Genomic DNA, 25,469 nt, shown 5'->3' with positions numbered 1-25,469 from the left:
CTAAGATTTTCTTCCGGTTTCGTCTCTATCTTTATCGGTTAGCAGGCTGCGAAGAATCGCCTCCGGGCGTTTCTCGCGGCAGCGTGACGAGGAAATTCGTTCCTTCGCCGGGACGGCTTCGAGCCGTTACTTCGCCTCCGTGCATCTCCACGATTTTCTTGACGATCGACAGCCCTAGCCCGCTGCCCCCGGCCGCGCTGCTGCGGGCTTTGTCCGCTTTGAAAAACCGCTCGAACAGATGGGGGAGATCCTCCTCCGAAACGCCGATTCCGGTGTCGGCGACCTCGACGCGGATGCAGCCGTCCCGTTCTTCGAGCGCAATGCGGACGGCTCCGCCCTCCGGCGTGAACTTAATGGCGTTGTGCAGCAGGTTGAACCAGACTTGGTTCAGCAGATCTTCGTCCGCGACGATCGTCGTATCCGGCAATTCCACGTCGATTTCTTGTTTCTTCGACTGCCATTGCGGTTCGCAGGAGAGGATCGCTCGGCGCAGCTGCCGGTCGAGGCGGTACGGCTTCGGCTCGAACGGATGCTGTTTCGATTCGAGCGAAGTGAGCTTCAGCAGGTTGTCGCTCAGCTTGGACAGACGCGCGCACTCGAGTTCGATGATCCTCAGATAGTGCTGGCGCGTTTCCGGAGATAGGTCATCGCTGCGCAGCGCCCTGGCGAATCCACCGATCGAGGTGAGCGGAGACTGGAATTCGTGCGAGACGTTTGATATGAACTCCTGGCGCATTTTCTCCACTTCGCTTAGCTTGTTGGCCATTTCGTTAAAGCTTCGGACGAGCACGCCCATCTGCCCGATCCGGCGGGGATCGGAATCCAGCGTGACGTTGAAATCCCCTTTGGCCATCCGTCTCATCGCATCTATCCAGTTCATGAAAAGATTGAGCTGGTGCCGGCCCGGATCGAACCGAAGGCGGATGAGCATCATGCCGATTCCGAACAGGTTCGTCATGAGGAAGGCGGTCAGGAGCTGCCGGCCGAGCGGATAACCCATATCGGGAAACCAGGTATCGTAAATGAGCGACATAATCCAGTTCGCCAATAAATAATTGATGAGCATGGAGACGTGAATCATGCCAATGCCGAACAGGATCCAACGCAGATACGGGCGGGTCATCCTGGTCGGTTTACCGTCCCGTTCATTCTGCAGCCGGTTCCGATAATACTCCTCCTGGAACGTGAGAATGTTCTCGAACCGTTCCCATCGTTCCCGCCTCCAGCGGCGAAGGAATCCAAGCGGCCCGCTCATTCCGTGATCTCCAAACGATAGCCCAGCCCCCGGATCGTCGTGATCCGGAACCCGTACCGTTCGTCGGGAAACCGCTCTCTCAGCCGTTTAATGTGTACGTCCACGGTGCGTTCGTCCCCTTCGTAATCGTAGCCCCAGATCTGCTCGATCAGCTGCTCGCGCGCGAACGTGATGCCGGGGTAGCTCGCCAGCTTGAACAGCAGCTCGAATTCCTTCAGGGGGAGCGTCAGGCGCTCGTCGCCGGCCGCAACCGCGTACGCCTGCCGGTCCAGTTGGATTCCGCCGATCGTTACCTTCTGGGAGATCGAGATTTTGTACCGTTTCATCAGCGCCTTCACGCGGGCGATCAATTCGTCGGGCTCGAAGGGTTTCACGAGGTAGTCGTCCGTACCGAGCCGGAAGCCTTTGACCTTCTGCGAGGTTTCGCCCTTGGCCGTCAGCATGAGCAGGGGAATGTCGTACCGGTCGCGCAGCTCCGCGCACAGCTCCCAGCCGTCCATTTTCGGCATCATGATATCCATGACGACCAACTCGGCGGGACTGCGCTCCATCGATTTCAGCGCCTGCAGTCCGTCTTCGGCCTGCTCCACTTCGAAGCCTTCCCGGGACAGGAAGACGGACACGAGCTCGCGGATATGCGAATCGTCGTCGACCACCAGTATTTTCGTCATGTTGCCTTCGCCTCCTACTGTTCGATAAGGACGGGTTGTTCCGCGTACCGAAGCTGCTGCTAGGCGTCCATTTCCGATATTTCCGAAACGTATCGCCATACCTTCCATTATGCGGAAATTCGGCCTGCGAATCTACTTCGGCAACATCTTTCATCCAGAATGCCGGAGGATTATGAACGGAATATGAATCGCGTGCTACAATAGCAGTGAGAGTTTGTCTCCGTCAAACACCCTATAAGAGGAACGAAAAGGAAGGGAGCTGCGGGAGTTGGAGGGAAGGGGCGGTAATGTGCGGGGGCGATTCGCGCCTACGCCGTCCGGGCTGCTCCATCTGGGCAACGCGGGAACCGCGCTGCTCGCCTGGCTGCAAGTCCGATCGAGGGGCGGAGAGATCGTGCTCCGCATGGAGGACTTGGATCAGCCGCGCTGCAAGCCGGAATGGGCGGCCCGGACGCTGGACGACATGCGCTGGCTCGGCCTCGACTGGGATGAAGGACCGGACGCCGGAGGTCCTTGCGGCCCGTATGAGCAGAGTAAACGCGGGGACCGTTATGCGGAGGCGCTGGACAAGCTGGAGCGGGCAGGACTGCTGTATCGATGTTATTGCAGCCGGGCGGATCTGCTGTCCGTCGGAAACGCGCCGCACGGACTGCAATCGGAAGGTCCGGCCTACCCGGGAACTTGCCGCAAGCTGAGCGAAGGGGAGAGGATGGCGCGGGAAGCGGAGAAGACGCCGTCGCTCCGGTTCGCGATGCCGGACAGGCCCGTCGCCTTCTTGGACGGAATGGCCGGACCGATGGCATATCCCGCGGGGGCTGGCGGGGATTTCGTCGTCAAACGGGCAGACGGCATCGTCGGGTACCAATTGGCGGTGGTCGTCGACGACGCCGCAATGGGCATTACGGACGTGCTGAGAGGATGGGACTTGCTCGATTCGACGCCGCGGCAGCTGCTGCTGGCGGAAGCGCTGGGCGAACCGGCGCCGCGGTACGCTCACGCCCCGCTCGTGCTCGGACCGGACGGCAAACGCCTCGCCAAGCGGCATGGCGACATTGCGGTATCGGCGCTGCGGGAATCGGGCGTGAAGCCGGAAGCGATCGTCGGCCTGCTCGGCTGGTTGTACGGGCTGCTCGGCAAATCCGAGCCGGTGCCCGCGTCGGCGCTGATCTCTTCGTTCCATACGGCCCGGATTCCGAGAGGTTCTGTGCAATTGCCGGGAGACTGGTTGAAGCAAGTTCGGACAATGGGGTAAGAAGCACGTCTCCGCCGCGTACGGAAACAAGCGAAATTTGGAGAAGGATAAAGAGAAGGAGCCTGCTGGGATGGAAAACTGGATCAACAGCCGATTGTCGGGACAAATCGCATTTATCGCCGAGATCGACAAGCTGAAGGGCGTGCTGCGCCAATCGCTGATCATGGACGGGAGCCGTCGGGAGAATACCGCCGAGCACAGCTGGCACATTGCGGTGTTCGCCATGCTGATGCACGAATATACGACGGAGCCGCGCCCGGATCTAAACCGCGTGATCCGTATGCTGCTGCTGCATGACATCGTGGAGGTCGATGCCGGCGATACGTTCGCGTACGATGCGGTCGGCTACGAAGACAAGGAAGAACGCGAGCACGCGGCCGCACGCCGGATTTTCGGGCTGCTGCCGGAGGATCAGCGCCAGGAATGGATCGGCGCGTGGCGGGAATTCGAAGCCGGCGAGACGGCGGAGGCGCGGTTCGCGAACGCGGTCGACCGGCTGCTGCCGCTCGTGCACAACTATTATACTGGCGGGGCCAGCTGGGTACGCAACGGCATCGTCCGTTCGCAAGTGATCCGCCGGATTGCTCCGGTCGAAACGATCTGTCCGCCCTTGTGGCGTTTCGCGATGGAGTTGCTGGACAAGGCGGTCGACAAGGGGATATTGCTGGAGGACGGCGCAGGAAAGAGGGTTTGAGATGCCGAGGTTATACGGATACCGAATCATGCTGCGGGAATACCGAGCGGACGATCTCGAGCCGATGAGGAGGTGGGTGAACGATCCGGATATCGCATGCCACTTGTCCGACATTTTCCTGTATCCGCATCCGCTGCAGGCGTCGGAACAGTTTCTGGAAGATATGCTCGGGGGCCAATCGGAAAGCAGGGGGTTCGTGATCGCGGACCCGGTTACGGAAGCTTATCTCGGCCAAGCGAACCTCGACCGGATCGACTGGAAGAACCGCGTCGGCTCGATCGGAATCGTCATCGCTTCGTCGGACAATCTGGGGAAGGGCTACGGGAAGGAGGCACTGGGGCTGCTCATCCGCTTCGCGTTCCTGGAGCTGAATCTGAACCGCCTGGAGCTCGAGGTGTACGATTATAACGAACGGGCGCGCAGGTGTTACCTCGCTTGCGGTTTCCGGGAGGAAGGCAGGCTTCGGGAGAAGCAGTACAAAAACGGCCGCTACGTCGATGTGATCGTGATGGGGCTTCTGCGTTCGGAGTGGTTGGGGACGGTCGACCGTATCGGGTAGGGGGAAGAAGCGGGAGGTCACAATTCGGGGCGTCCGATTGTCAACTTACCGACGGAGCGAAAGGGGGACTCCATCCGTGTTGGATGAACTTTATACGCAACAGAAACCGATGCTGTTCGGTCTTGCCTACCGGATGCTGGGCGGCGCGGCCGATGCCGAAGACATCGTGCATGACGTCTTCGCCCAATACATGGCGCTGGATCCCGGCCGGATCGAAAATGCGAGAGCGTATCTGGCGAAAATGACGGCCAACCGATGCATCAACGTGCTCAATTCGTCCAGGCGCAAACGCGAGCAGTATGCGGGACCTTGGCTGCCGGAGCCGCTTGCGGACAACGGACCATTCGCGCTTGCCGATCCCGCGGAACGCCGCGAGGACATCGGGTACGCGTATCTTGTGCTGCTTCAGCAGCTTTCCCCGCTCGAAAGAGCGGTGTACCTGCTCAAGGAAACGCTGGGATTCGAATATCGGGACATCGCGGGGATGTTGGATCGGACGGAGCTGAGCTGCCGGAAAACGTTCAGCCGGGCGAAAGGCAAAATGGGGCTTGCCGCAAGCGTTCCCCAACAGGAAGACGTCCGGAGAGCCGCGAAGGAGCAGTTCGTGGATGCGTTCTTAAGGGCTTCCGATACCGGCGATTTCAAGCCGCTGATTGCCTTGCTGCTTGACGAGGTGACGCTGGTATCGGATGGTGGAGGCAAGGTCAGGGCCGCACATCGTCCGATTGTCGGGATCAGGCGGGTCGGCGCGTTCTTCGAAGGTTTGGCCGCCAAAGGCGCGTTCCGCTCAGGGTTCAAGCCAGTCCGCATTCACGGGGAGCCGGGCTTGGTGAAGATGGTTGACGGTCGTGTCACGATGGTGCTCTGCCCGGAGTGGGAGCCGGACGGCTCCCGCATCCGCAGCTTGTATCTGATCCTGAATCCGGACAAGCTGATTCGGTTTATTCGAAACAGCCCGGATACATCCCCGTTCCGACTCCGATCCGGTTCCATGCGTTAATGATATTGATTGCCATGAGCAGGTCGACGTAGCCTTTATCGTCGAAATGCTCCCTGACGCGATCGTAAACGTCGGACGGGATACCCGCTTCCGACAGTTTGGTGGCGTATTCGGTCAGCTCGAGAACGGCCCGTTCCTTCGCCGAGAATACCGGCACTTCCCGCCATACGGGAATCATCATCAGCCGTTCCAAGCTTTCGCCCATTTTCAGCAATTCTTTAGCATGCATGTCGATGCAATATGAACAGCTGTTGATTTGCGAAGCGCGGAGTTTGATGAGATGGTACAAGACGGGGTCAAGTCCCGTATTCTTGATGAACTGCTCGAGTCCCAGCATCGTTTTGAGAGCATCGTAATTGGCTTGATGGTAATTCATTCTGAGTTCCATTCCAATCGCTCCTGTCCATGTTCGTTATGGGTTTCATGGATAAGACAGTTGCGGCAGCCGATTTGTGACTTCATGATGAAAAATAAGATTAAATCAACATAAAGATAATTATGTAAACATGGATGAAGGCCGAGTCTTGCAGCTCGGTTTTTCAGCGTTCGAAGCGGCTTGATTTCCCTAGCAAAGGTTAATATACTAAATTCCTACTAAAATAAGGAACATGTTTATGGGAGAATCCGAGAATGAACAAATGGGGAAAAACGTTCGCCGCCGCGTTGATCGCTTGCGGGGCGTTCACGGCCGTAAACAAGGGTGACGCTGTCGCGGCGGATAAACCGGTGACCGTGCTGCTGGACGACGTAGCCATGACGTTCGACGGCACGCAAGCGCAAATCCGAAGCAATCTGACCTTCGTACCGTTCCGTCCGATCGCCGAGGCGCTCGGGATCGCAATCAAGTGGAACGCCGCGGACAAGAGAATCACCGCGCAAGCTCAAGTCGGCGGACAATCGAAGACCGTCATTCTGAACGTCGGCAAGACGCGAGCGACCGTGAACGGTCAATCCGTCCAGCTGGCCGCCGCTCCCTATACAATCAATGGATTTACGCTCATTCCATTGAACTTTTTTAGCACGCAGTTCGGCGCGAAGGTAGGGTGGGAACCCGCGTCGCGTACCGTGTCGATCGTTTCTCCGGCCCGCGCGATGCATGTACGCGGCTTCTATGCGATTAGCTCTTTCCCGGAGCGCGATCGGATTGCGGACATGAATTCGGTTGCATTCGGTTGGGCACGGTTGGACGGGAACGGAGAGCTGACGACGAGCGGCAAAGATTTCTACTGGCCTCCGGCCGCCGGCGAGACCACGCCGGAATCGATCGTGAGCGGCGCTTCCGCGCAGGGAATCGAACCGTACCTGATGGTTTTTGCCGTGGACGGGAAGGACGAACTCACCAAAATGCTGAGCGATCCCTCGCTTCGCGACAGGTCGATCGATAAAATCGTGGCGTTGGTTCAAGAGAAAGGGTTCTCCGGGGTGATGCTGGATTACGAAGGGCTTGGACTCAAGGCGGAGACACGCGACCGGCAGAAGAAGCTGCTTAACGAATACGTGCGCTTGCTTGCCGATCGTTTAAACTCGGGCGGAATCAAACTTTCCTTGGCGGTACCTCCTCCGAACTCGGCATACAAAGCGTACGATTACGCTACGCTGGCCGGCATCGCGGACGATCTTGTCGTGATGGCGTACGAGTATCATCCCGCCGGAACGCCGGACCATGTCCCGCAGCCGAATGCGTGGGTCAACGCCGCGATCGTCACGCTTCTCAAAGCCGGCGTCCCGAAGGAGAAGCTGCTGCTCGGCATCGACCTGTGGAGCGAAACTCCGCAATCCATCGACGGCAAGCTCGGACTCGCCAAGCGGTACGCGCTCAAGGGAACGGCTTTCTGGAGGATCGGACTTTATTCGTACTATGGGAAGGAAATGACGGATGCCATCCATCGGGCCGCCGTCAAGCTTCCGAAATAAAACCGCGAAGCGGGCGGAGCCATCCGTTGCATCGACAGACCGGAAATCCGGTCTGTTTATTCTTTTACCCGCGAACCTGAAAAAATGAACAAAATGCGCATAATGCTTTAATTATCGTATATTTCGTTATTCAGCCGGATCGCGGAACTTGTGATAGGATGAGAACGGTTTCATACCTCTGCGCAAGGGAGCTGCACACTTTGACGGAACAACTGTTTATTCTACTGGAAATCTTGTTGATCAACATCATCTTAAGCGGCGACAACGCGGTCGTGATCGCCATGGCGAGCAAGAGCCTGCCGGAACGCCAGCGCAAGCAAGCGGTGTGGTGGGGGAGCTGCGCCGCCGTCGTTCTCAGGATTCTGCTCACGTTCGCGGCCGTTTATTTGCTTCACATTCCTTATATCCAGGCTGTCGGATCGGTATTGCTGCTCTATATTGCGATCAAACTGGTGACGGACGACGGGGGACACGGCAACGTGAAAGAAGCGACGTCCCTGGCCGGAGCGGTCAGCGTTATCCTGCTCGCCGATTTCGTCATGAGTTTGGATAACGTCCTGGCGATCGCCGCGGTCGCGGCGGGCAATTACTGGATGATCGCGATCGGCATCGCGCTCAGCATTCCGCTTATCGTTTGGGGGAGTTCCCTCGTCATGAAACTGCTGACCCGGTTCCCGCTGCTGATTTATGCCGGGGCAGGGGTCCTCGGTTACACGGCCGGCGAAATGCTCGTCAAGGAAGAAAGGATCATGCGATACGCCGACCCTGCCGCTCATGGGTTGCATTGGGCCGTCCCGGTCTGCGGAACGCTGCTGGTGATCGGATTCGGCTGGTTCAAGAACGTCCGGAAAGGCCGGCAAGCGGCCGATGCTCAAGTGGTGGAACGAACGGAAGCGCAAACACCGTGAACAGAATGATCAAAATAACGAAAATAACGAAAATGGGAGTAATGGCGCTAAGCTTTATCGATCCGGACCATACCTGATATTCTGAAAGCGCTACAAATACAGCGCTTTCAAATGGCGAACATGTGGGACAATACTCATCCAAGGAGTGTTTCGATCGATGAACGGATTCATTGTGAAAAGCGGTAAATTTGCACTTGTGGGAGCACTTGCGTTGGCACTTTCGGCGTGCGGCAGCGGCGGGAAGAAAAGCGAAGAGAGCAGTCCGGCGGCATCCGGTTCCGCATCCAGCCCATCGGCGTCCGCGGCTGACGCGGCCGCCTACAAGCCGGAGAAGCCTTTCACGATCGTCGCGCCGTCCGGTGCCGGCGGCGGCTGGGATAAGACGGCACGTTCCATTGCCAAGGTGCTGGGAGAGACCAAGCTGGTCGACCAGCCGATCACCGTGGAGAACAAACCGGGCGGAGGCGGCGTCGTATTCCTCGCTTCATACGTCAATGAAGACGCGGGCAACGACTACAAGCTGTTCGTCAGCTCTCCTCCGATCCTCGTCAACAACCTGAAGAAGGAAGGCAACAGCCCGTTCGGCTATAAAGACGTGACTCCGCTGGCGGGACTCACGGAAGACTTCGGCGCCATCGCCGTTGCGGCCGATTCCAAGTACAAGGACCTGAAATCGTTGCTTGACGATCTGAAAGCCGATCCGTCGAAGATTACGATCGCGGGCGGTTCCGCGCCGGGATCCATGGACCACATCATCGCCATTCTTCCGGCTTACAAGTACGGCATCGATCCGAAGAAAGTGAAATACTTGTCCTATGACGGCGGTGGAGAAGCGCTCACCGCGCTGCTCGGCGGGAACGCCCAAGCGATCGGCACGGACATCTCCTCGCTGGGCGAGTATCTCAAAGCAGGCAAAATCCGCGTGCTGGCCGTTTCCGCTCCGGAGCGTTTGGGCGGCGACTTCAAGGATGTTCCGACGATGAAAGAGCAGGGAGTCGACGCCGAATTCCTGATCTGGCGCGGCATCTTCGGTCCGAAGGACATGAGCGCGGAAGCGAAGGCGTACTGGGAAGAGAAGCTCAAAGCGCTCTCCGAGAACGACGTTTGGAAGCAAGAGCTGGCTGCGAACGCTTGGGCCGGCAGCTATAAGAACGCGGCCGATTTCACGGCATACCTCGGCGACCAAGAGAAGTTGGTCAAGGATACGCTGACAGCCCTCGGCATGGCGAAATAAATAAAGGGTGCACGGGAGAAGAGTCCGCTCTTCTCCCGTGCTTCCGAAAAAGGGAGTGGCTTGGTTTGAACAGAACGTTTGACCGTTACGGGGCCGTCGCTTTCCTTGCGATCGGCACGCTTTTTGTCATCGAGAGCCGGAAGATCACGACCAGCGCCTATGGAAGCAATGTAGGCTCCGACATTTTCCCGTTTTATCTCGGCATCATTCTCGTCCTTCTGAGCATTCGGCTGTTTTACGAAACATTCCGGTATGCCAAAAGCAAACCCGGCAAAGAAAAAGAAAAACTCGACTACAAAAGGTTCTTCATCATCTTCGGCTCCGCTGTGCTGTACGCCTATTTCATGGAGGACATCGGTTACGTGATCTCGACATTCGTTTTCCTTCTGATCGGGTTCCAGACCATGAATCGGGGGAAAATATGGGTGTCTGCGTTGATCGCCGCCATTTTCTCCTACGGGTTGTACTATCTGTTTGTCGAGATTCTAAAGGGAACCCTGCCGGGTTTCCCATCCTGGCTGGGTCTATCCTGAGGAGGTCCCCATGAGCACACTCGACTATTTAGGCCACGGCTTCGCCGTCGCCCTCCAATGGCATAATCTCTTGTTTGCGTTCATCGGGGTTCTGATCGGAACGGCCGTCGGAGTGCTTCCGGGCATCGGCCCCATGAGCGGCGTCGCTCTTCTCATTCCAGTCACCGCCTCGATGACGGGCGGGTTATCGCCCGAGCAAGCGGCGATCAGCTCGATCATTCTTCTTGCAGGTGTGTACTACGGTGCGATGTACGGCGGCTCCACGACGTCCATCCTGCTCAACACGCCGGGCGAATCCTCCTCCGTGGTCACGACGCTGGACGGCTATCAAATGGCCCGCAAAGGGCGCGCCGGTACGGCGCTGGCGATTTCCGCCATCGGTTCGTTCGCAGCCGGCGTGGTCGCGCTCGTCGGCTTGATTTTCCTGGCCGGACCGCTGTCGGAGATCGCCATCAAGTTCGGTCCCGCGGAGTATTTCTCGCTGATGATTCTTGGGCTCGCAGCCGTCAGCGGGTTGGCCGGCAAATCGATAACCAAGGCGCTCATCATGACGGTGTTCGGCCTTCTGCTGGCGACGATCGGGATCGATAGCGTTTCCGGCGTGGCCAGGTTTACGTACGATATCCCGGTGCTTTATTCCGGCCTTGAGTTTCTGACGATCGCCGTCGGTCTCTTCGCGCTGGGCGAAGTCATCAAGACGATCTTGGAGAGGGAGTCGAATGACGGCCAACTGGCCAAAATCACGCGAATCATGCCCACGAAGCAGGACTTGAAGGACAGTGCCGGCCCGATCACCCGCGGTTCGCTGCTCGGATTCTTCATCGGAATCCTGCCGGGGGCTGGTGCGACGATGGCCTCATTCTTCTCCTATATCATGGAGAAGAAGTTCAGCAAACATCCGGAGAAGTTCGGCCAAGGCACAATCGAAGGCGTTGCGGCGCCCGAATCCGCGAACAACGCGGCGGCCGGCGGCGCGATGATCCCGATGCTGACGCTCGGCATTCCCGGTTCGGGAACGACGGCGATTCTGATGGGCGCGCTCATCATGTACAACGTGCAGCCGGGTCCGCTGTTGTTCGAAGAACATCCGCAAGTCGCCTGGGGCTTGATCGCTAGCATGTTCCTCGGCAACCTGATGCTGCTCATCCTCAACATGCCGCTCGTCAAAATTTTCGCGAAAATCATTGAAACGCCGCCGAAGTATTTAATTCCGTTAATTGTCGCGATTTCCGTATTCGGCGTTTACGCGGTGCAATACACGACGTTCGATTTGATGCTCCTTATGGCATGCGGCGTGGCCGGCTATTTTCTCGCGAGAAACGATTTCCCGCTGGCCCCGCTCGTGCTCGGGCTTGTGCTCGGACCGATGATCGAGAACAACATGCGCCGGGCGCTTACGATTTCGAACGGTGATTACGCCATTTTCCTGCAGAAACCGATCTCCGCCGTATTCCTGGTTGCCGCCGTTCTCTGGCTCGTCGTTCCGATCCTGATGAAAAGAAGAGGCAAAAAGGTGCTGGTCAACGAAGAAGGATAATGCCGAGGCCATATCGAACAACCTTATAGCGATGGGAAGGCAACAGGTGTAAAATCCGCCTTGGAGAGTCGTCCATGAAAATACCGCGTTTGCGTCTGCCTTATAAAATGATTTTATTCATCTGCACGCTGCTTTTCGTGACGATCCTGCTGATGGGGCAGTTGTTCACGCACATGCTCACTTCATCCATAGAGGAGCAGATCGGGGAGCGCGCGCTGCGGGTGGCGCAGACCGTGGCTTCGATTCCGGCCGTGCGCGACGCGTTTGACGACAAGGAGCCGTCGCGCGTGATCCAACCGATCGCGGAGGAAATCCGCGCCAAAACGGGAGCCGAGTATGTCGTGGTCGGCAACCGGGAGGGCATCCGCTATTCGCATCCGATTCCCGACCGGATCGGCAAGGAAATGGTGGGCGGAGATAACGGTCCCGTGCTGGATGGCAAAGCGATTATCTCCAAGGCGGTCGGTTCGCTTGGCCCGGCGTTGCGGGGCAAAGCCCCGATTTTCGGTAAGAACGGTCAGGTGATCGGAGTCGTATCAGTCGGTTTCCTGATGGAAAAGATCGATGACGTTAAGGACGAATACAACGAACGGATTATTCTCATTACCGCCTGCTCGCTGCTGCTCGGGACGGGCGGGGCCATCCTCATCGCGCGCATGGTGAAACGGGCGATTCTCGGTCTGGAGCCTGACGAGATCGCCGCCTTGTACGTCGAGAAGCAGGCCATTCTCGAATCGATCCGGGAAGGGATTATCGCGATCAACCGTCAAGGCGCCATCACCATGATCAACCAGGCAGCAGGCAAAATCCTTCAACTTCCCGGCGGCATCGAGGTGATAGGCCGGCATATTCTGGACGTGCTGCCGGAATCGCGGCTGCTCGAGGTCATGCGAAGCGGCCAGTCGGAATTCGACCGGCAGATGTGGATCGGGGACCAGGAAATTATCGCAAACCGGATCCCCGTCTATAACCCGCAGCGGCAAGCGATCGGCGCGGTCGCGAGCTTCCGAAGCAAGTCCGAAATCTACAGGCTCGGCAAAGAGTTGTCCCGCGTCAAGGAATACGCGGAAGCGCTGCGCGCGCAAACGCACGAGTTTTCGAACAAGCTGTACGCGATTTCCGGGCTGATCCAGCTGGAATCTTACCAGGAAGCGATCGACATGATCACGCGGCAGTCCGATATTCATCAGAACCTGATCCAATTCATCATGAAGGAAATTCCCGACCCGATGATCGGCGGTTTGCTGATCGGCAAGTACAATTTGGCCCAAGAGCTCAAAGTGGACTTCGAAATCGACCGGGAAAGCAGCTTCCGGGACGTGCCCGCGGATGTGGACCGCGACCTCCTCATGACGATCATCGGCAACTTGGTCGATAACGCCATAGAGGCGGTTCAGACTCAAGCGGTCAAGCAGGTGAAAGTGTTTTTCATGGATTTGGGCAATGATTTGATTATCGAATGCGAAGACAATGGGCCCGGCATTCCCGACGAATACCGGGATCGAATCTTCGAGCAAGGGTTTTCGACCAAAGGGGAGGAGCAGCGCGGATTCGGTTTGTTCCTCGTTCGGAGAGCGGTGTCTATACTGGGGGGCAGCATCATCTTTACTCGGAACGAGGAGGGAGGAACCGTCTTCACGGTCGCCCTGCCGAAGTGCCAAAACCGGGAACCAAGGAGCGATCAGACATGAACCGGAAACCGGATGCCGAAGTATACAAGGTGCTGATCATCGAGGACGATGTCAAAATCGCGGAGATCAACCGGCGGTTCGTCGAGAAAGCCGGCGGCTTCGATATCGTCGGCATCGCGACGGACGGCGCGCAGGCCAAGGAATTGTTGGAAATCCTCACCGTCGATCTCGTTCTGCTCGATCTCTATATCCCCGACATCAACGGCCTGGAGCTGTTAACATACATTCATCGGCATCATGGCGAGACAGACGTGATCATGATCACCGCGGCCAAAGAAATCGAGGCGGTGAGAGAGGCCGTTAAAGGCGGTGCTTTCGACTACCTGGTCAAGCCGCTGGTGTACCAGCGTTTGCAGGAAACGCTGCTGAAATACCGGTCGTATCGTATCCGGCTCGCACAGCTTCGAGCCGAAGGCAAGCAGATCAACCAAGAGCAAATCGACCGGCTGCTGAGGGGAGAAGACCGCAAGGAAACATCTTACATGCCGACCGGAATCGACAAGCTGACGCTGGAGAAAATCGTCTCGGTCATCATGAAGGAGCAAGACGGGCTGACCGCGGAGAACGTGGCCAAGGAAATCGGCGCCAGCCGGTCGACCGCCCGCCGTTATCTGGAGTACTTAGTCTCGGAAGGCCGCCTGAAGGCCGATCTGTCCTATGGGACGGTGGGCCGTCCGGAGAGGGCTTATCGCATCAATCCATAAAAGAAGCTGCGGGAGGTTGCCGAACCTATGAGTCCTATAAGAAGCGGAAGCGGAATGTCCGGAGGCAAAAGCATCATCATCCGTCTGGAGATCAAAACGGATCAGATTCATTTCGGCCAAGTGGCCAGTGCGGTCGCCGTGAGCGGCGGAGACATCGTCGCCATCGACGTGATCCAGACGAGCCGCGACATGACGATCCGAGACTTGACCGTCATGGTCGCCGACAACGAGCAAATGAACCGAATCATCGAGGATTTGAAGCAGCTTGAGGGAATCCGGGTCGTCAACGTATCGGACCGAACCTTCTTGCTTCATCTCGGCGGTAAAATCGAAATCTCGCCCAAAACGCCGATCCATAACCGCGACGACCTGTCGAGGGTGTACACACCGGACGTCGCGCGCGTCTGCATGGCGATCCATGATGATCCGAAAAAAGCATTCACCTTGACGATCAAGCGGAATACCGTCGCCGTCGTCTCAGATGGCAGCGCGGTGCTGGGATTGGGCAACATCGGTCCGTATGCGGCCATGCCGGTCATGGAAGGCAAAGCGATGCTGTTCAAGCAATTCGCGGGGGTGGATGCGTTCCCGATCTGTCTCGAAACTCAGGACACGGAGGAAATCATCGCCCACGTCAAAGCAATCGCGCCTGCATTCGGCGGGATCAACCTGGAGGACATCTCCTCGCCGCGCTGCTTCGAAATCGAAAGGCGGCTGCGGGAGGAGCTCGACATCCCCGTCTTCCATGACGACCAACACGGGACGGCTGTCGTGCTCTACGCCGGTCTGATCAGCGCGCTTAAGGTCGTCGGCAAAGAGATCGGCAACGTGAGGGCGGTCGTGTGCGGCATCGGCGCGGCGGGCGTCGCTTGCAGCAAAATTCTCATGGCCGCGGGAGTCGGGGAGATCATCGGAGTCGACCGGGAAGGGATCCTGACGGCGGATCGAACGTACGGCAATCCGATGTGGCAGTGGTACGCGGAAAATTCGAATCCGCGGCGGCTCAGCGGCGGGTTGAGCGAAGCGGTCGAAGGGGCGGACGTGTTCATCGGCTTGTCCGCCGGGGGCATCCTGAAACGGGAGCATGTGCTGTCCATGTCCCGAGATCCGATCGTCTTCGCGATGGCGAACCCGACGCCGGAGATTACGCCGGAAGAGGTGGAGGACATCGTCGGCGTCATCGCCACCGGCCGCTCCGACTATCCGAACCAGATCAACAACGTGCTGTGCTTCCCGGGCATTTTCCGCGGCGCCTTGGATTGCAGGGCGAGCGAAATCAACGAAGAGATGAAGCTGGCCGCCGCCGAGGCGATCGCTTCCGTGATCCGGGACGACGAGCGCAACAAGCTCTATATCATCCCGAGCGCATTCAATCAGGAAGTCGTCAAGGAGATGCGCGCCCGCGTGGTGGAGGCGGCGATCCGCACTGGTGTTGCCAGGCGGATTCCGCGGGAGTATCGGTAAGATTTGCGGCGGCTCCGGTTTTTAAAGCACCTTTGTCTTTCTCGCAAAACGTACCATTATCCCATTCGCTCAGAACGTTCCGGTTTCTGAAGCGAGGGGATAATGGTACGTTGTTTTTCGTTTAGGCACCTTTCACGATCTGAGGCAAGGGGATAATGGCACCTGCTGAATACGACGGACATCGACAATTCTGAGCGAAGGGGATAATGGCATAGATTTTCATATAACGACAACAATAATTCATCCCGTTAATGATTCGACACCATGTCCTTAACTTTTCGCCAAACAGACAGTTGCTTCTCTAAACGTTCGACACCATTATTAATGTCATTAAGGAAGTGTTCGCGGCTGTCGACGTCCAGCTTCTGAAGGATTTCCTCCAGAGCTTCGGGAGGAAAGAAATCATCGTTGGGAAGGGAGTCAAGCAGCTTCTTCAGCTTGGTTTCGAGCATTGGCGCCTTGGGTGCGGCCGGCTCGCCAACCGGTTTCGCCGCCTTCGGCTTCTCCTCGGGCGCCTCCTTCGGCTCCGCGCGTTTGGCCCGTTCGGCGCGGTTCATTTCGTACGTCGACCAAGTGGCGAGAAGCTCGTGTCCGCTCTTGTAGAGAAGCTTGTCCTTCGTGGAGGCCGATATATCCTTGTCCTTGAACAGCTTGGCGATCTTCTTGACGTCGCTGACGGGCATCTCGTCCCGGGCCACGATTAGTGCCAGAGAATCGCGGTGTTCGATCGGAAGGTCTTTCAAGGGGAGCAGCTGGTCTTCGGTCAGCTTGTCTTTGCGGATATCGGTGCCGCTTACGATCAGCTTCTTGACTTTATTGTCAAATTTGAGAAGCTCCAGCTTGTTCTTGATGTAGGCTTCCGGCTTGCCGAGTTTGCTGGAGAGATATTTGACGGAGCTGGTGAAACGCGGATCGTTCATCAGCTTGTGGAACGCCTCCGCCTCTTCGATCGGCGAGAAGCCTTCCCGGGTCAAATTTTCCGCGATCTGCTCCAAATAAATTTCCAGCTCGTCCGTCACGTTGGAGACGATGCAAGGAATGGTGGCGCGGCCAAGGTTTTTCGAGGCTTTGTAGCGGCGGTTGCCGTAAATGATTTTGTAGCGGCCGTTCTCCAAGGTCCGTACCTTGATGGGGGACAACAAGCCGAGCTCGGCGATGCTGTTCATCAGTTCTAGGATCGCTTCGTCGTCGAACTGATAACGGGGCTGATCGGTATCTTCGTCGATCAAGTCCAGGGGAAGTTCGATCATTTCCATGTGGATTCTCCTAACGTCCATAAGGGATCGGGATCAAGTCCGCCTGTTTTAGCTAACCATTTTGCTTCGCGGGCGTCAATACATTCTCATATACAGGATGGCAGAAGAGCAGCGATTCTAGTGGCTGATGCTTATGAACGGATAGATAAGAGGACAAGAAAATATCGTATCCCCGCACCGATTCGAGCAGGGAGGAGGGCGATACGTACGGCAGCTTATCGTTGATGAATCTCTCGACGTACCATGGCATGTGCGGTCTTGTAACCTTAACAAACGGAAAACCGTCAATAGGATAAACGGGGGACTTCGGCAATATGTCTTCCGTCAGCGGCGCCTCGAAGCGTCATTCAGCAATGACAGCCCCTTTCAAGACAAACTTAAGAAACTTTTAAACAATTCCCACGTTCCTTCTTGTAGACTGAAATGAGAATGATGGAGTGAGAGAGGAGCTGCAGTCGTGTTTTGTCGGAAGTCGATAGGGGCAATGAACCCGTTTTTCGCTTTATGGATGGCTTTCTCGCTGATCGCCGGCTGGGCGGCGGCGGGATTTCCTGCTCAAGCGTTCGCCGCACCGGAGAAGGGGATCGGTTTCCGGGCGGAGATCGGCTTTGGAGGCGTGGCGAAAGATAACGCGTGGACGCGGTTGCGCTTTACCGTGACGAACGGAACGGACGCAAGCTTGAAGGGCGAGCTGCGATTCACTATGGTTCAGCCGAACGGCGGCTATAATCAGCAGTACACCTCGGAAGCGGAGCTTCCGCCCGGAACGCCGGTCGTGATCGAGATGTCGGTTCCGGGTATTCCGTTTACCAAGGACAACAACCGGGTCGAATTCGTGGATACGCAAGGATCGGGTAAAGCTGTTCCGATTACGGATGGAAAGCCGTACCTCGAGATGATATCCCTGCGAAGCGATACGTTGATCGGCGTCGTCGCGCGCGATCCGGATACGATGAATTTCATGCCGCTGTTGAACGGGCAAGGATACCGGCTGAATGTCGTCCCGATAGCGGATGACCAGATGCCGGACAAAGCCCTCCAGCTCGAAGGGCTCGATTTCCTTGTGCTTAACGATACGGCGACCGGTAATTGGAGCAAGGAGCGGATCGCGGCCGTCCGCGGCTGGGTGCAGCAAGGCGGCACGCTCGTCGTCGCCGGCGGAGCCGGTTACGGCAAGACTGCGGAAGCGTTCGCCGATCTTGTGCCCGTCGTTGCGGGCGGAACGGCCGAACTGAAATCGACGGACAAGCTCGTCCAGTGGGGAGACAAGAAGCCGTTCGCGGAGAAGGCCCCTGTTACAGTCTCAACCGGAAAGCTGCAAGCGGGCACCGTCCTTCTTGCGGATGGCGGCCAAATCCTTGCCGCCGAGCGCAATTATGGCGGCGGACGGGTCGTCTATGCGGCCTTCGATCCGTCGCTGCAGCCGTTCGCCGATTGGCCGGGAAGCCCCGCGCTGTGGTCGCGGATCTTGTCCTCCTCGCTGCTCAAACAGCAATTAGGCGTGCGAGGCGGCGCGCCGTTCGGCAACAGCAACTTCTGGGAGCTGGACAACGCGATCAATCAGTTTCCTTCGATTAAACAGCCGTCTTTCGGGACGCTGTTTACGTTTTTCGTCGTCTACATTTTCGTCGTGGCGCCTGTGCTGTTCCTCGTGTTGCGGGCTTTCGATCGCAGGGAATGGGCGTGGTGGATCATTCCCATTGTCTCCATTGTGAGCAGCGTCGTGATTTTCAACGTCGGAGCGTCGGGCAAAAATCAGACGCTGGCGCACAGCCTGCGCATGGTCGAGCTGTCCGGCGGAGGGGACGCGGTCCGCTCCGCGATGAGCGGCGTTTTCGTGCCGAAAGGGGGGAGCGTCAAAGCGACGTTCGAACCCGGAGTCACCGTCATGCCCTTTCCCGACAACCATGGGGGCACCGGCAACGTGAAAATGAACGAGACGTTCCAGGCTGCCAAATGGTCCGCGGAAGGGGCGGAAGCGGAATGGTATGAAGTTCCCTATTGGTCCGTCCGCAAAGCTTGGACGCAATATGAGTCGGCAGCCGGTTTCGGCAAGTATACGGTTGCCGTTCAATCCATCGCGCAAGGTTCTGCCGAACTGGAGATCCGCAACGACACGGAAGCCGATTTGGAGAGCGTCAGGGTACTGGGAGGCGGAAAGGCCTACACGGTCGGGAACCTGAAAAAAGGAGAGGCAGCGCGCGTCACCGTGCCGCTCACGCTGATGAACAACCAGAACGCGGGCTGGTATGATTACGGCGGGCTTGTGTTCTCGCATGCTTCTGGCCCGAACGATCCTTATGCACGCGAGCGCGGGCTGCTGAACAGCTATATGAACGGAAACAACTCGAACAAATTCGTGACGAAGCCCGTCATCGTCGGCTTCAGCAAAGACGAGGAAAGCTGGTTCACCGTCGACGGTAAGCATGCGAAATCCGACAACTTGACGCTGTGGGTGCAGCCGTTCGATTTAGGCGAGCTGAGCGGCGACGGCGATATTCTGCCCGGCACAATCCAGCCTTTCATTACGAAGCAGGATATGCCTTCCGTCGCTTACGAGTATCCTTCGAACCGGATGAACCTGTCCCGAGGAAGCATGGAATTCGAGTATCAATTGCCGGTAATGGCGGCCCATGAATCGGATGCGGCTTACGATAAGCTGACGATCTATCCCTCAGAAATCGTATCGGGCTCGTTACTGGAACTGTCCATCTGGAACGCGAAGACAGGCAAGTGGGAAGTGCTGAATGGTTCGACCTTGGAGGTAAGTCCTGCCGAGGGAGCGGCGTCCTATGTGACGGAAGAGCATGCGGTGCGCATGAAGCTGGAAGCGAAAAGCGAGGTCGGGTACGCGCTGCCCGCGATCGGATTGGAAAGGAAGGGGGGCGGCTCATGACAACGCCGGTTATCGAAGGATCCAGCGAGGAGCTGACGGGACAAGGATCATCCGCGAATGCAGAGACGCCGATGATCGAAATCCAGGGCTTATCCAAGCAATTCGGCAGCTTTCACGCCTTGAAATCGATCGACATGACCATCCGACGCGGTACTGTGTTCGGCTTCGTCGGACCGAACGGCGCAGGCAAGTCGACGACGATGTCGATTCTCGCCACGCTGCTGGCCCCGACTTCCGGCATCGCCAGAGTGGACGGGATCGACGTGACCGAGAACCCGAAAGAAGTGCGAAAACGCATCGGCTACATGCCCGATTTCTTCGGCGTATACGACCGGTTCAAGGCAACGGAATATTTGCATTTCTACGGCGCCAGCTACGGGATCCCGAAAGCGGAGCGAAACAAGCTTATTCCGCAGTTGCTTGAGCTCGTGAACTTAAGCGACAAGAAAGACGCCTACGTGGATACGCTCTCCCGGGGGATGAAGCAGCGGCTATGTCTCGCCCGCTGCCTCGTGCACGATCCGCAGCTGCTCATTCTCGACGAACCCGCGTCGGGACTTGATCCGCGCGCCCGCATCGAAATGAGGGAGATTCTGAAAGAGCTGAAGGAGATGGGCAAAACGATCATTATCTCCTCGCACATTCTGCCGGAGCTGGCGGAAATGGTGGACGAAATCGGCGTCATCGAACACGGGCGGCTGGTGGCGCACGGCAACGTGGCGGAAATTCAGAGCCGGCTGCGGGTCAAGCGGATTTTGCTCATACGCACGGCCGGGCAAGACGCGGAAGCGGAAGACTATTTGCGGGACCAGCCTTTCGTGAACCGGATTATGCGCGACGACAAGGGCCTACACATCCATTTCGGCGGCCAGGACGTGGAACAATCGGAGCTGCTGCACGGCATGATCGCGCACGGCATCCGTTTGATCTCGTTCAGCGAGGCGCAGACGAACCTGGAAGACGTGTTTCTCGAGATTACGAAGGGAAGCGAGGCGGAAGCATGAGCGGAAAGACGTCGGTAGGCCGCGAGGCGGGTATCGATTGGCGCAAGGTGCTCATCAACCCGGTGCTGGGCAAAGAAATTACGCTCCGAATGCGGACGGTCCGCTCCATGTGGGCGCTGTTCTTCTATTTACTGGCCATCGGGATCGGCGCGCTCGGATTCCTGTACGTCACGCACATGAACAACAACCCGAACGTATTCAACCCGGACTCGAGCCGCACGATGTTCATTTTCATCAGTCTGGCGCAGCTCGGCCTTATCGCATTCATGGCTCCCGGGCTAACAGCCGGTATCGTGAGCGGAGAGCGGGAGCGGCAGACGCTCAATTTGCTGCTCACGACGCAGCAATCCTCGTCGAGCATCATCCTGAGCAAGCTGCTAGCCTCGCTCGCCTTCATGGTGCTGATCGTTGTGGCCACGATGCCGGTGTACAGCATCGTATTCCTGTACGGCGGCATCTCGCCCTCGCAGCTCGCGATGGTATTCTTGTTTTACCTGTTCGTCATGCTGGCGCTCGGAGCGTTCGGCATTCTGTTCTCCACGCTGTTCAAGCGGACGATGATTTCCGTCATCGTATCGTATGGCGTCACTTTGTTCGCGTTCGGGGGCACGGCATTCTTGTATTTCATCTTGCAATCCGTGATGCAGAACGCATATCGGGGAATGAATGCGGATTACGGCTGGATCGGACATCTGCTCGGGCTGAATCCCGCGGCCGCTCTTTACAGCATTTTCGATCCGAGTATTTCGCGTTTTGCGTTCCGTACGTATGCGGTGGCCGGCAGTCAAGGCTCTTTGAATCCGCCGATTCAGCTGTGGCAGGAGTTCCTCATCGTATATAGCGTGCTCACCGTCGTCGCCGTCGTTGTCAGCGTCCGGAGCATTCGACCGAGGTTGAAGCGGAAGAAAAGCGGCTGAGTCGTGCGTGGAATGAACGTAGTCGTCGCAGCTGTCGACGGTCATTTCGTATAAAAATTGATTCGTTTAATATCATTAATTAACGGACTGCGGCCAAGTTCACCGACACGGTGACTGCCGTGGACGCAGTTTCCGGCTCGGGTCGAAATTCGTGAGCGAAAGGGGATGGAGAAATGAGCGGGAAGAGCCGGCTGGAGGCGATGCTTCGTCCGGTGCGGGCGAGAATGCAGTCATTGCGTTCATTGCGTATGTCGGCGATGGGCGCACTTGCGGGCAGCGGTATGGCTCTGCTTCTTCTGGCGGCTTGCCGCTTCATTCCCATCCCGCAGACGCAATGGATCGCGCCGGGACTCGTCATTCTCGGCACTGCTACGGGGATGCTGCTCGGTTGGCGCAGGCGGTTTACCCTTCGTGATGCTGCGCAAGCCATGGACCGCGCGGCGACCGCGGACGCGTTGACGACGGCGCTTGGCCAGCTCGGCAGCGAGCTTCCAATTGCGCGGATGCAACGGGAAGCGGCCGAAGAAGCGGCCGATCGTTATGTCGAGCGGTTGAAGGAGTTTATGCCGGGACCCGGAAGACGGACGGTCGTTCGCTTCGGAGTGGCGCTGACCGTACTATGGATCGGCATGATCGTGCTCTTGCTCGTGCCGAATCCGACGGAGGAACGGATCGCAGCGAAGGCAGCCGCTGTCCGGGAACTGGATAAACTGGCTGAAGCGGTTGACGAAATGGAGAAAATCGCTCAGCAGAACGGATTGGACCCGGCGGACCGTAAAAAGCTGAGCGAGACGTTGGATGCGCTTCGAAAGCAATGGGACAATTCGGAGCTTTCGCAGGATTCTCTCCAAGAGCTTGAAGCGGCCAAGCAAGAGTTGGAGCGCTTCGCCGGCGATCTCCGCAAGCAGCAAGAGGAACTGAGCGAGCTCGCCCGGAATATGCAGACGTCGCCGAATCTCCTGGCCGTGGGTCAGGCTTTAGAGCGCCAAGACCGCAATGACATGGAGACGGCGATGGACTTACTGCGCAGCAAGGTCGCGAAGATGTCGCCGGAAGAGAAGAAAGCGTTGGCCGAAAAGCTGCGAGAATTCGCAGGGAAGCTCCCGGAAGCCGAAAAGGAAGGCAGAGGGAAGTCAGAAGAATGGAAGAAAGCGCTCGAAGAAGCGGCCGAGCAATTGGAAAACGGGGGAGACGGCAAGGGGAGCGGAGGCGATTCATTAGACGTCTTGGAGAAATCGCTTGCTGCCGGGCTGTCCGCAGAGCAGCTTGAAGCGTTAGCGCGCCAAATGGCCTCCCAGATCGGGCAAGGCGCAGCCGCCCTGGCTGGGCTGACCGGGCAGAGCGGCGACAGCGGCTCGCTCTCCGGTTGGGCCGGATCGCAGAGCGGGACGGAGGGCTGGAGCGATGCCGGGGCTGAAGGCGTCGGTCCAGTGGACGGCCAAGGGGCCTCAGGCGAGTCGGGTTCAGGGCAAGGGCGCGGAGGCTCGGGCCAATCGCCGGGTCAAGGCTCGGGTAGTGGCCAGGGGGACGGGCAAGGCAGCGGCAGCAGCGCGGGATCTGGATCTGGATCTGGATCTGGATCTGGATCTGGATCAGGTTCTGGATCAGGTTCTGGATCGGGCTCCGGTTCAGGTTCCGGCTCAGGGTCCGGGCAGGGCAGCGGCTCCGGAAGCGGCGGCGGCAGAGGAGGACTTGCCGGAGGCTTCGGCACCGGCAGCCGCACGCTGGTCACGACGCCACGCTCGCTTCAAGGATCCGGCAGTGTGGAGAATGACGGCGGACCTTCGAGTGGCGGCAAGACGTCTGAAGGCGGCCGCTCCCCCGTCCTGGACGGCGGGGCTATGTCCTACGAGGAAGTGTACGCATCCTACGCTTCCGAAGCCCGTCAATCCTTGAACCGCAGTCCGCTCCCGCCATCCATGCAGCAGATGGTTCGCGATTATTTCGACGAAATCCAGCCGAACAGGTAGTCCAGGGTAATCGAGTTCATGTATATCAAAGCAAACTCAGTTAGATGTTCCGGCATTCGCCGGAGGAGGGAAGCCATGATCGAAACGAAAGCGCAAATCGAGGAAGCCGTTTCGCAATTCGAAACGCTGCGGCGCGAGGTCGAGACCGTCATCGTCGGTCAGCGGGAAGTGGTCGAGCAGCTGTTGTGGTGCGTCATTGCCGGCGGGCACGCGCTGCTCGAAGGGATTCCGGGTCTCGGCAAAACGATGCTGGTTCGCACGGTGGCCGACGCGCTGGATCTGCGTTTCTCGCGTATTCAGTTCACGCCCGACCTGATGCCTTCCGACATTACGGGCACCCAGCTCGTCGAATTCGGCTCTCAGGGGCAGACCTCCTACCGTTTTCAGGCTGGACCGATCTTCGGCAACCTGGTGCTGGCCGACGAGATCAACCGGGCGACGCCCAAGACGCAGAGCGCCCTGCTTGAGGCGATGCAGGAGAGAACCGTGACCGCCGGCGGGGAGACGCACAAGCTTCCGTCGCCTTTCTTCGTGCTTGCCACCCAGAACCCGGTGGAACAGGAGGGCACGTACCCGCTGCCGGAAGCGCAACTGGACCGTTTTCTGTTGAAAATCCAGGTTACCTATCCGACCCATGAAGAGCTGAGGGAAATCGTCAGGCGAACGACATCCTCCGCGCCGAATCAAGCCGGCCAAGTCGCGGACGCCGCCATGCTGATGAAATTGCAGGCCTATGCGAAAGAAGTGCTTGTGTCTGACGAAGTGCTCGATTGGGCGATCCGCGTGCTCATGCTGACCCACCCCTCCGAACCGGACGCGCCTGAAGCGGTGCGTCGCTACATTCGTTTCGGCGCCGGTCCCCGCGGCATTCAGGCGATTATCGCCGTCGCCAAGGTGAAGGCGCTCCTCGCGGGCAACCTCCATGTTTCCCGCCGGGACATTCGGGAGGTCGCGCTTCCGGCATTGCGCCACCGCCTTGTACTCGGCTACGAAGGGCAAGCTTCCGGCATCCGCACGGACGATGTGATCGCCGCTGTTCTGGAAGCCGCGGAGGCGGCCCGATGAACGCGACCGGTTGGCTGTTTTCCGATCCTTCTCAGCTTCACCTGCTGGAACGGATGACGATTGCGGCCAAAGGGCGGGTAAGGGGGACGATGCAGGGCAAACGCCGGTCCCGCCTGCTCGGGAGCTCGCTCGAATTTGCCGACTACCGCCCCTATGCGCCCGGTGACGATATCCGGCGGCTGGACTGGAATGTCTACGGCCGGACCGGTAAAGCGTTTATCCGACAATTCTGGGACGAACAGGAGATGAATGTACGGCTCTGCATCGATTGCTCGCAGTCCATGCGTTTTGGATACGCGCCGCCAGACGGCGGGGAGGGGATTATTCCATCCACCAACAAGCTTGCGTATGCCTTGCGGCTGGCCGCTTGCGTCGCATACGCGGCTTTGGCGGGCGAAGATCGGGTTTCCGTGTTGGCTTTCGCCGATCGGATCGTTTCCGAGTTCCCGCCCGCACGGGGCAAAGGAGCGGTTTTACGACTTTTCAATTATATGGAGAAGTTTATCGAACCGACCGTTCTTCAGGGGACGGACGATATCGGACTACCGTTCTCCGCACCGGGCGCCTATCCCCGCACGCCGGGCCAAACCTGGTTGTTTACGGACGGCTTGTACGCCCAAGGGCTGGAACGTGTGTTGAACGGATTCGCGGCCTCCGGCCAGCATGTCGTTTTGATTCAAATATTGGGTCCGGAGGAACTGGCGCCTGATCTATCCGGTGAGAGAAAGCTGATCGATACGGAAACGGGGGCGGCGATAGAAGTCGCTTTCGGACGGGACGTCATGCGGGCTTACCAGTCTGCTCTGAGAGATCATACCGGGATGATTCGCAAGCTGTGCGCCGAACGGGGATTCGATTACGCGTTAGCGGACACATCCGTGCCGGTCATGGACACCGCCGGGCGGTGCCTGCTCGGGGAAGGAATGCGGAACAACTAATCGCCGG

22 protein-coding genes are annotated in these 25,469 nt (G+C 58.1%); 18 read left to right on the top strand and 4 right to left on the bottom strand.

Features of this window, described 5'->3' with window-relative positions; all coding sequences use genetic code 11:
- Window positions 1-31: 31 nt before the first annotated feature.
- Window positions 32-1,255, bottom strand: a complete 1,224-nt coding sequence (locus GE107_RS18775) for a sensor histidine kinase (RefSeq protein WP_255570633.1) — start codon at window positions 1,253-1,255, stop codon at window positions 32-34.
- Window positions 1,252-1,926 (bottom strand): response regulator transcription factor, encoded by a 675-nt coding sequence (locus tag GE107_RS18770; protein ID WP_219641536.1) that lies wholly within the window; start codon window positions 1,924-1,926, stop codon window positions 1,252-1,254. The genes GE107_RS18775 and GE107_RS18770 overlap by 4 nt, the downstream gene beginning before the upstream one ends.
- A gap of 268 nt (window positions 1,927-2,194) precedes the next feature.
- Between GE107_RS18770 and gluQRS the strand changes: the two genes are divergently transcribed.
- The 4 genes from gluQRS to GE107_RS18750 all read left to right on the top strand — a co-directional run bounded on the left by gluQRS (window position 2,195) and on the right by GE107_RS18750 (window position 5,431).
- Window positions 2,195-3,178 (top strand): tRNA glutamyl-Q(34) synthetase GluQRS, encoded by a 984-nt coding sequence (gene gluQRS / locus GE107_RS18765; RefSeq protein WP_219641535.1) that lies wholly within the window; start codon window positions 2,195-2,197, stop codon window positions 3,176-3,178.
- Window positions 3,179-3,248: 70 nt separating this feature from the next.
- On the top strand, window positions 3,249-3,872 hold the full coding sequence (locus tag GE107_RS18760; protein ID WP_219641534.1) for an HD domain-containing protein: 624 nt from the start codon (window positions 3,249-3,251) through the stop codon (window positions 3,870-3,872).
- Between the two features lies 1 nt (window position 3,873).
- Entirely contained in the window at window positions 3,874-4,431 is a 558-nt protein-coding gene (locus tag GE107_RS18755) for a GNAT family N-acetyltransferase (RefSeq protein ID WP_219641533.1), read from the top strand.
- A gap of 76 nt (window positions 4,432-4,507) precedes the next feature.
- Window positions 4,508-5,431: a sigma factor gene (locus GE107_RS18750; RefSeq protein WP_370636455.1), complete on the top strand. Its 924-nt coding sequence runs from the start codon at window positions 4,508-4,510 to the stop codon at window positions 5,429-5,431.
- On the opposite strand, the gene GE107_RS18745 is transcribed toward GE107_RS18750, so the two are convergent.
- Window positions 5,373-5,819, bottom strand: a complete 447-nt coding sequence (locus GE107_RS18745) for a carboxymuconolactone decarboxylase family protein (RefSeq protein WP_219641532.1) — start codon at window positions 5,817-5,819, stop codon at window positions 5,373-5,375. The two genes, GE107_RS18750 and GE107_RS18745, sit on opposite strands and share 59 nt — an antisense overlap.
- A gap of 242 nt (window positions 5,820-6,061) precedes the next feature.
- Between GE107_RS18745 and GE107_RS18740 the strand changes: the two genes are divergently transcribed.
- The 8 genes from GE107_RS18740 to GE107_RS18705 all read left to right on the top strand — a co-directional run bounded on the left by GE107_RS18740 (window position 6,062) and on the right by GE107_RS18705 (window position 15,416).
- Window positions 6,062-7,345 (top strand): stalk domain-containing protein, encoded by a 1,284-nt coding sequence (locus GE107_RS18740; protein ID WP_219641531.1) that lies wholly within the window; start codon window positions 6,062-6,064, stop codon window positions 7,343-7,345.
- Between the two features lie 200 nt (window positions 7,346-7,545).
- Window positions 7,546-8,253, top strand: coding sequence for a TerC family protein (locus tag GE107_RS18735; protein WP_219641530.1), 708 nt, complete (start codon window positions 7,546-7,548; stop codon window positions 8,251-8,253).
- A gap of 157 nt (window positions 8,254-8,410) precedes the next feature.
- Window positions 8,411-9,487 (top strand): Bug family tripartite tricarboxylate transporter substrate binding protein, encoded by a 1,077-nt coding sequence (locus tag GE107_RS18730; protein WP_219641529.1) that lies wholly within the window; start codon window positions 8,411-8,413, stop codon window positions 9,485-9,487.
- A 65-nt stretch (window positions 9,488-9,552) separates the two neighbouring features.
- On the top strand, window positions 9,553-10,020 hold the full coding sequence (locus tag GE107_RS18725) for a tripartite tricarboxylate transporter TctB family protein (RefSeq protein ID WP_219641528.1): 468 nt from the start codon (window positions 9,553-9,555) through the stop codon (window positions 10,018-10,020).
- 10 nt (window positions 10,021-10,030) lie between these two features.
- Window positions 10,031-11,557, top strand: a complete 1,527-nt coding sequence (locus GE107_RS18720) for a tripartite tricarboxylate transporter permease (protein ID WP_219641527.1) — start codon at window positions 10,031-10,033, stop codon at window positions 11,555-11,557.
- 89 nt (window positions 11,558-11,646) lie between these two features.
- Window positions 11,647-13,248 (top strand): sensor histidine kinase, encoded by a 1,602-nt coding sequence (locus GE107_RS18715; RefSeq protein ID WP_219641652.1) that lies wholly within the window; start codon window positions 11,647-11,649, stop codon window positions 13,246-13,248.
- Window positions 13,245-13,952, top strand: a complete 708-nt coding sequence (locus tag GE107_RS18710; RefSeq protein ID WP_219641526.1) for a response regulator — start codon at window positions 13,245-13,247, stop codon at window positions 13,950-13,952. Before GE107_RS18715 ends, GE107_RS18710 begins: the two co-directional genes overlap by 4 nt.
- 27 nt (window positions 13,953-13,979) lie before the next feature.
- Window positions 13,980-15,416, top strand: a complete 1,437-nt coding sequence (locus GE107_RS18705) for an NAD-dependent malic enzyme (protein WP_255570629.1) — start codon at window positions 13,980-13,982, stop codon at window positions 15,414-15,416.
- Between the two features lie 248 nt (window positions 15,417-15,664).
- On the opposite strand, the gene GE107_RS18700 is transcribed toward GE107_RS18705, so the two are convergent.
- Window positions 15,665-16,672: a ParB/RepB/Spo0J family partition protein gene (locus GE107_RS18700; protein WP_219641525.1), complete on the bottom strand. Its 1,008-nt coding sequence runs from the start codon at window positions 16,670-16,672 to the stop codon at window positions 15,665-15,667.
- A gap of 484 nt (window positions 16,673-17,156) precedes the next feature.
- Between GE107_RS18700 and GE107_RS18695 the strand changes: the two genes are divergently transcribed.
- The 6 genes from GE107_RS18695 to GE107_RS18670 all read left to right on the top strand — a co-directional run bounded on the left by GE107_RS18695 (window position 17,157) and on the right by GE107_RS18670 (window position 25,462).
- On the top strand, window positions 17,157-19,568 hold the full coding sequence (locus tag GE107_RS18695) for a DUF7408 domain-containing protein (protein ID WP_219641524.1): 2,412 nt from the start codon (window positions 17,157-17,159) through the stop codon (window positions 19,566-19,568).
- A gap of 71 nt (window positions 19,569-19,639) precedes the next feature.
- A complete protein-coding gene (locus GE107_RS18690) occupies window positions 19,640-20,572 on the top strand; it encodes an ABC transporter ATP-binding protein (RefSeq protein WP_219641650.1) in 933 nt (310 codons plus the stop codon).
- Window positions 20,569-21,489: an ABC transporter permease gene (locus tag GE107_RS18685; protein WP_255570628.1), complete on the top strand. Its 921-nt coding sequence runs from the start codon at window positions 20,569-20,571 to the stop codon at window positions 21,487-21,489. Before GE107_RS18690 ends, GE107_RS18685 begins: the two co-directional genes overlap by 4 nt.
- Window positions 21,490-21,662: 173 nt before the next feature.
- A complete protein-coding gene (locus tag GE107_RS18680; RefSeq protein WP_219641523.1) occupies window positions 21,663-23,459 on the top strand; it encodes a hypothetical protein in 1,797 nt (598 codons plus the stop codon).
- 75 nt (window positions 23,460-23,534) lie between these two features.
- Window positions 23,535-24,524 carry an AAA family ATPase gene (locus GE107_RS18675; RefSeq protein WP_219641522.1) on the top strand — a complete coding sequence of 330 codons (990 nt, stop codon included), beginning with the start codon at window positions 23,535-23,537 and terminating at the stop codon, window positions 24,522-24,524.
- The gene (locus GE107_RS18670) at window positions 24,521-25,462 is read left to right on the top strand and encodes a DUF58 domain-containing protein (RefSeq protein ID WP_219641521.1); all 942 of its coding nucleotides are present in this window, start codon (window positions 24,521-24,523) and stop codon (window positions 25,460-25,462) included. Before GE107_RS18675 ends, GE107_RS18670 begins: the two co-directional genes overlap by 4 nt.
- Window positions 25,463-25,469: the final 7 nt, after the last annotated feature.

It is taken from the genome of Cohnella sp. CFH 77786 (assembly GCF_019400745.1).
Taxonomy (GTDB): Bacteria; Bacillota; Bacilli; order Paenibacillales; family Paenibacillaceae; genus Cohnella.
This window is presented reverse-complemented; position numbering and strand designations above follow the sequence as displayed.